Source organism: Streptomyces sp. NPDC090077 (assembly GCF_044747545.1).
Lineage (GTDB): Bacteria > Actinomycetota > Actinomycetes > Streptomycetales > Streptomycetaceae > Streptomyces.
This window is the reverse complement of the sequence record NZ_JBIVEG010000005.1, coordinates 78,047-84,262: the sequence shown is the minus strand read 5'-3', so window position 1 is coordinate 84,262 and position 6,216 is coordinate 78,047. Positions and strand designations below refer to the sequence as shown.

At 72.3% G+C, this 6,216-nt stretch carries 5 protein-coding genes; 1 reads left to right on the top strand and 4 read right to left on the bottom strand.

Features of this window, described 5'->3' with window-relative positions:
- Positions 1–86: 86 nt before the first annotated feature.
- The 4 genes from ACIPW5_RS10890 to ACIPW5_RS10875 all read right to left on the bottom strand — a co-directional run bounded on the left by ACIPW5_RS10890 (position 87) and on the right by ACIPW5_RS10875 (position 4,716).
- On the bottom strand, positions 87–701 hold the full coding sequence (locus tag ACIPW5_RS10890; RefSeq protein WP_401243310.1) for a dihydrofolate reductase family protein: 615 nt from the start codon (positions 699–701) through the stop codon (positions 87–89).
- 213 nt (positions 702–914) lie between these two features.
- Positions 915–1,808, bottom strand: a complete 894-nt coding sequence (locus ACIPW5_RS10885) for a phosphatase PAP2 family protein (RefSeq protein WP_401243308.1) — start codon at positions 1,806–1,808, stop codon at positions 915–917.
- A 95-nt stretch (positions 1,809–1,903) separates the two neighbouring features.
- Positions 1,904–2,935, bottom strand: coding sequence for a LacI family DNA-binding transcriptional regulator (locus ACIPW5_RS10880; protein WP_401243305.1), 1,032 nt, complete (start codon positions 2,933–2,935; stop codon positions 1,904–1,906).
- A gap of 26 nt (positions 2,936–2,961) precedes the next feature.
- Entirely contained in the window at positions 2,962–4,716 is a 1,755-nt protein-coding gene (locus ACIPW5_RS10875) for a glycoside hydrolase family 13 protein (RefSeq protein WP_401243303.1), read from the bottom strand.
- A gap of 222 nt (positions 4,717–4,938) precedes the next feature.
- Here ACIPW5_RS10875 and ACIPW5_RS10870 point away from each other — a divergent pair, with 222 nt between their 5' ends.
- Positions 4,939–6,210 (top strand): extracellular solute-binding protein, encoded by a 1,272-nt coding sequence (locus ACIPW5_RS10870; RefSeq protein WP_401243300.1) that lies wholly within the window; start codon positions 4,939–4,941, stop codon positions 6,208–6,210.
- Positions 6,211–6,216: the final 6 nt, after the last annotated feature.

The window sequence follows — 6,216 nt, the reverse complement described above, 5'->3', positions numbered from 1 at the left end:
GGGGGGGGGGGGGGGGGGTGGTGGTGGTGGGGGGGGGGGGGGGCGGGCGCCGCGCGCGGGGCCGCCCCCCCCCCCCCGCGGCCGGGTCACGCCCCGGCCGACCCCGCAGCCCCCGCCGGCCGGCGGTAGGTGGCGACGTGGACGCCGGTGCCGGTGGCGACCGTGGACGCCAGCTCGAACGTGCGCAGCACGCCGTCCTCGGGGAAGAGCCGCTTCCCGCCGCCGAGCACCGCCGGCATGATCATCAGCCGGAGCTCGTCGACCAGGTCCTCGGCCAGCAGGGTCCGGGCGAGCGCGGCGCTGCCCATGACCACCAGGTCGCGGCCCTCGGCCTCGCGGAGCTTGCGGATCTGGGCGAGGGCCTCGCCGGCCGGGATCAGCGCGGTGTTGTGCCACGTCAGGTCGGACTCGCCGAGCGTGCCCGACACGACGTACTTGGCGACGCCGTTCATGTGGTCGGCGAAGGGGTCGCCCGCCCGCTCCGGCCACGCCGCGGCCATGGCCTGCCAGGTGCGGCGTCCGAACAGCAGGGCGTCGGTGGCGGCGGCCCACTCGGCCAGCGCGCCGCCCATCACCTCCGGGTCGAAGAAGGGGTGCGTCCACCCGCCGTGGGCGAAGCCCCCGTCGGTGTCCTCCTCCGGGCCGCCCGGTGCCTGGACGACTCCGTCCAGGCTGATGAATTCGCCCAGCACGATGCGCATGGGAGTGCCTCGCTTCCTGATCCGTCGGGTTCGCGACAGGGGAAAGCTATGCAGCGTTCAGTGATCGGGCAATGAAGGGATCGGCTCTTCCGCTGGTCTTTGCTGGTCAAGCGCGGTAAATCGTTGCAACGGATCTGAGCTGAATGCAAGCCCGGCCTATGGGTTCATTGCAATGGCTGGAGGTGAACGCACGCCCGGCGGGGCGGGCGGCGCCTACGCCCTGCGGAACCGGTTCAGCAGTTCCGACGCCGGGTGCGGGCCGGTGTGCAGCGGCCGGCGCGGCAGCCGGTGCGGCAGCGATCCGTACCAGGCGCGGGAGACGGCGTAACCGAACGCCAGGCAGAGCAGGCCGCCGACGGCGTCGAGCCAGAAGTGGTTGGCGGTGGCCACGATCACGACCAGGGTCGCCGCCGGGTACAGCAGGCCCAGGATCCGCGCCCACGGCGCGGAGGCCACCGCGAAGATCGTCAGACCGCACCAGAGCGACCACCCTATGTGCATCGAGGGCATCGCCGCGTACTGGTTCGACATGTGCTTGAGGTTCCCCGAGGCCATGGAACCCCAGGTGTGGTGCACCAGCACGGTGTCGATGAAGTCCTGCCCGTTCATCAGCCGGGGCGGCGCGAGCGGGTAGAGGTAGTAGCCGACCAGGGCGACGCCCGTGGTGGCGAAGAGGACCAGGCGGGTGGCGGCGTAACGGCCGGGATGAAAGCGGTAGATCCACACCAGCACGCCGATGGTCACGATGAAGTGCAGCGTCGCGTAGTAGTAGTTCATCCCGACGATCAGCCACGTCACCGAGTTCACGGCGTGGTTGACGGACTTCTCCACGGCGATGCCGAGCCCGCTCTCCACGGACCAGATCCAGTCGGCGTTCGCGAGCGCGGCCGCCTTCTGCTCGGGCACGGCGTTGCGGATCAGCGAGTACGTCCAGTAGCTCACGGCGATCAGCAGGATCTCGAACCAGATCCGCGGCCGGCGGGGGGCCCGCAGCCGGGTCAGGAGCGGACCGTCCGACGGCACGGTGGATGAGGAGATGTCCGTCCTGGCAGCGCCCCCGGCGGTGGCTGGGGGAGTTTCCAGTGTCTTCACGCTCGCTTCACCCATGGGCAGAGAGTCTGCCAGATGCGTCCCCGCCTCCGATCATCCCTCGGGACGGTCTTGCACCCCCCGCCTCAGCCCAGGGGACTACCCCCTGACCCCTAAGGGGTACGCCGCTGCGCCGGCCCGGAAGCGGTCGAGCCGCGGACCACCAGCTCGGGCAGGAACACGAACTCGCTGTGGGGGGCCGGCGTGCCGCCGATCTCCTCCAGCAGGGTCCGCACCGCGGCCTGGCCCATGGCCTGCACCGGCTGCCGGATCGTCGTCAGCGGCGGATCGGTGAACGCTATGAGCGGGGAGTCGTCGAAGCCGACCACCGACACGTCCTGCGGCACCCGCAGCCCCTGCTGCCGGGCGGCCCGGATCGCGCCGAGCGCCATCATGTCGCTCGCGCACACCACCGCCGTGCAGCCCCGCCCGACGAGCGCGGCCGCGGCCGCCTGCCCGCCCTCCAGGGTGTACAGGGAGTGCTGGATCAGCTCCTCCACCTCGGCCTCGCCGAGCCCGAGCCGCTCCCGCATCGCGACCCGGAAGCCCTCGATCTTGCGGAGCACCGGCACGAACCGCTTCGGGCCGACCGCGAGGCCGATCCGGGTGTGCCCCAGCGCCGTCAGGTGGGTCACGGCGAGCTGCATCGCGGCCCGGTCGTCGGGGGAGACGAAGGGGGCCCGCACCTTGTCGGAGAAGCCGTTGATCAGGACGTACGGGACGCCCTGCGCCCGCAGCTGGTCGTAGCGGCCCATGTCGGCGGTGGTGTCGGCGTGCAGCCCCGAGACGAAGATGATCCCGGAGACGCCCCGGTCCACCAGCATCTCGGTCAGCTCGTCCTCGGTGGAACCGCCGGGCGTCTGCGTCGCCAGCACGGGCGTGTACCCCTGCCGCGTCAGCGCCTGGCCGATGACCTGGGCCAGCGCCGGGAAGATGGGGTTGTCCAGCTCGGGGGTTATCAGCCCGACGAGCCCCGCGCTGCGCTGCCGCAGCCGTACGGGCCGCTCGTAGCCGAGCACGTCGAGCGCGGCCAGCACGGACTCGCGGGTGCCCGCGGCCACACCGGGCTTGCCGTTGAGCACGCGGCTGACTGTGGCTTCGCTGACCCCCGCCTGGGCTGCGATGTCGGCTAGCCGTGCGGTCACGGGATGGGACTGTACCGGTAGCCGGCTCACAAAGCCCACCACGTGCACGAATCCGGGGGAAGACGGACGGTGCGGCCGTCGGTCTCCACCGGGGCGCTGGAGAGCACCGGCCGGCCCGGGGAGGGCAGCTCGACGGCGGCGGACCGGGTGTTGAGGGTGCAGGCGAAGCCGGGACGGGTGAAGAGGAGGACCCCGTCGGGCGCCGGCCGCCAGCGCATCCCCCGCGCGAACACCGCGGGCCCCGCCCCCTCACCGGGCCACTCCTCACGGCAACCGCCCTGCCCCGCCTCGGCCGCGCCCAGGCCCGGAATGGCCCGGCGCAGCTCCAGGGCGGCGCGGTACAGCTCCAGCGTGGAGTGCGGGTCGCCGGTCTGCGCGGCGACGCTCAGCCCCGCCCAGCCGGCGGGCTGCGGCAGCCAGCTGCCGCCGGGGCCGAAGCCGTACGGGGCCTCCTCGCCGGACCAGGGGAGCGGTACGCGGCACCCGTCGCGCAGCCCGTCCTGCCCCTCGGCCTCCGCGGCCCCGGCCCCGGACTCACCTGCCCCCGCCCCGCGCCGCCCGCGGCGGAACGCGGGGTCCTGGCGGGCCCCGTCCGGGAGGTCGGCGACCTCCGGCAGGCCGAGCTCCTCGCCCTGGTAGACGTACGCGGACCCGGGCAGCGCCAGCATCAGCAGCGCCGCCGCCCGCGCCCGGGCCAGGCCCCGCGCCCCGCCCCCGTACCGCGTGACGTGCCGTACGACGTCGTGGTTGGACAGCACCCAGGTGGTGGGGGCGCCCACCGAGGCGGTGGCGGCCAGGGACTCGTCGATCACGGTCCGCATCGCGGCCGGGTCCCAGGGGCAGTTCAGGAACCGGAAGTTGAAGGCCTGGTGCAGCTCGTCGGGCCGCACGTACAGCGCGAGCCGCTCCGAGGTCGGCGCCCACGCCTCCGCGACCCCGATCCGCCCGTCCCCGTACGAGTCGAGGAGCCGCCGCCAGGAGCGGTGGATGGCGTGCACCCCGTCCTGGTCGAAGAAGGGGAGCGGCTCCGTGCCGATCAGCGTGGCCTGCGCGCCCCGGCCGATGTCGGGCAGGCCCGGCGCCTTCACCATGCCGTGGGCCACGTCCACCCGGAAGCCGTCGACGCCCAGGTCGAGCCAGAAGCGCAGCACGGAGGCGAACTCCTCCGCCACCTCCGGGTGCTCCCAGTCCAGGTCCGGCTGCTCGGGGGCGAAGAGGTGCAGGTACCAGTCGCCGTCCGGGACCCGGGTCCAGGCCGGGCCGCCGAAGACGGACTCCCAGTCGTTCGGCGGCAGCTCCCCGGCCGCGCCGCGCCCCGGACGGAACAGGTACCGGGCGCGGGCGCCGGGCAGGTCCGCGAGGGCGTCCCGGAACCAGGGGTGGGCCTCGGAGGTGTGGTTCGGCACCACGTCCACGATCACCCGCAGGCCGAGCGCGTGCGCGGCCCGGACCAGGTCGTCGGCGTCGCCGAGGTCACCGAAGAGCGGGTCGACGGCCCGGTAGTCGGCGACGTCGTAGCCGCCGTCCGCCTGCGGGGACACGTAGAAGGGGGTCAGCCACACGGCGTCCACCCCGAGCCGGGCCAGGTGCGGCAGCCGCTCGCGCACCCCGCGCAGGTCCCCGACGCCGTCGCCGTCGCTGTCCGCGAAGGAGCGGACGTACACCTGGTAGATGACGGCATCGCGCCACCAGCCGCCGCTCGCCGCCGGGTGGCCGGGGGCGTCGCTGAAAGCGTTGCTGGAAGCTCTTGCAAGCGGTGCGGCCGTCAACTCGTGGTTCATACCGCAGTCAACGCGCGTACACGCCCCGTGGTTGCGGGCCTGCGCAATCGAAGGGGACTCGAACTACCAGCAAGCTGCGGCAACCGTAGGGACACACGGATGTAACGATCGCCTCCGCTTGCAGAAAATTGCCGCAAGGTCTTTCCGTCGGCTTTCAGGCTTGTTACGTTCCTGGCAACTCGGGACCGCGAGGGCGCGGCCGGGATCATCGAAGGAGTTCATATGCGGCGTGGCATAGCGGCCACCGCGCTGGTCGCGACCCTGGCGCTCGCGGCGACGGCTTGCGGCGGTGACACCGACGGCGGTGGCGAGACAAAGGCCGGCGGCGAGCTGTCCGGCACCGTCACCTGGTGGGACACCTCGAACGACGCCGAGAAGGCGAGCTTCCAGAAGATCGCCGAGGCGTTCACCGCGAAGCACCCGAAGGTGACCGTCAAGTACGTCAACGTGCCCTACGGCGACGCCCAGAACAAGGTCAAGAACGCCTTCAGCAGCGGCGCCGACGCCCCCGACGTGATCCGCGCCGACGTCGGCTGGGTCGCCGACTTCGCCTCCCTCGGCTACCTCGACGAGGTCCCCGCCGACACCGCGAAGAAGATCGACGCCGAGTTCCTGCCGCAGGCCGCGGCCAGCGGCCGGTTCGAGGGCAAGACCTACGCCGTCCCGCAGGTCATCGACACCCTCGGCCTCTTCTACAACAAGAAGATGCTCGCCGACGCCGGCGTCCAGCCCCCCAAGACCCTTGAGGAGCTGAAGACCGCCGCCACCGCCATCAAGGCCAAGACCGGCAAGACCGGCCTCTACCTGCGCGGCGACGACTCCTACTGGTTCCTCCCCTTCATCTACGGCGAGGGCGGCGACCTCGTCGACGCCAAGACCAAGACGGTCACCGTCGACAACGCGGCCGGCGTCAAGGGCTTCAAGGCCGCCCGCGACCTCGTCACCTCCGGCGCCGCGGTCACCAACGCCACCGACGGCTGGACCAACATGCAGACCGCCTTCAAGTCCGGGGAGGTCGCGATGATGATCAACGGCCCCTGGGCCGTGGCCGACAGCTACGCGGGCGACCAGTTCAAGGACAAGGCCAACCTCGGCGTCGCCCCCGTCCCGGCCGGCTCCGCCAAGGCCGGCGCCCCCCAGGGCGGACACGACCTCGCCGTCTACGCCGGCTCCAAGAACACCGCCGCCGCGCACGCCTTCGTCGAGTACATGACCTCCCAGGAGGTCCAGGTCCAGTCCGCCAAGGACCTGAGCCTGCTGCCCACGCGCACCGCCGCCTACGAGCAGCCGGACGTCAAGGCCAGCGAGATGGTCCAGTTCTTCAAGCCGGCCGTCGACAAGGCCGTCGAGCGCGCCTGGATCCCGGAGAACGGCTCCCTCTTCGAGCCGCTGAAGGTCGAGTACACCAAGGCCGTCACCGGCGCCTCGACCCCCGAGGACGCGGCCAAGGCGGCCGGCGCCGAGTTCCGCAAGATCCTCAAGGGCTGGAAGTAACACGCA

Coding starts and splice junctions, on each gene's coding strand:
- ACIPW5_RS10890 (WP_401243310.1), bottom strand. CDS start 701: ATGCGCATCGTGCTGGGCGAATTCATCAGCCTGGACGGAGTCGTCCAG.
- ACIPW5_RS10885 (WP_401243308.1), bottom strand. CDS start 1,808: ATGGGTGAAGCGAGCGTGAAGACACTGGAAACTCCCCCAGCCACCGCC.
- ACIPW5_RS10875 (WP_401243303.1), bottom strand. CDS start 4,716: ATGAACCACGAGTTGACGGCCGCACCGCTTGCAAGAGCTTCCAGCAAC.
- ACIPW5_RS10870 (WP_401243300.1), top strand. CDS start 4,939: ATGCGGCGTGGCATAGCGGCCACCGCGCTGGTCGCGACCCTGGCGCTC.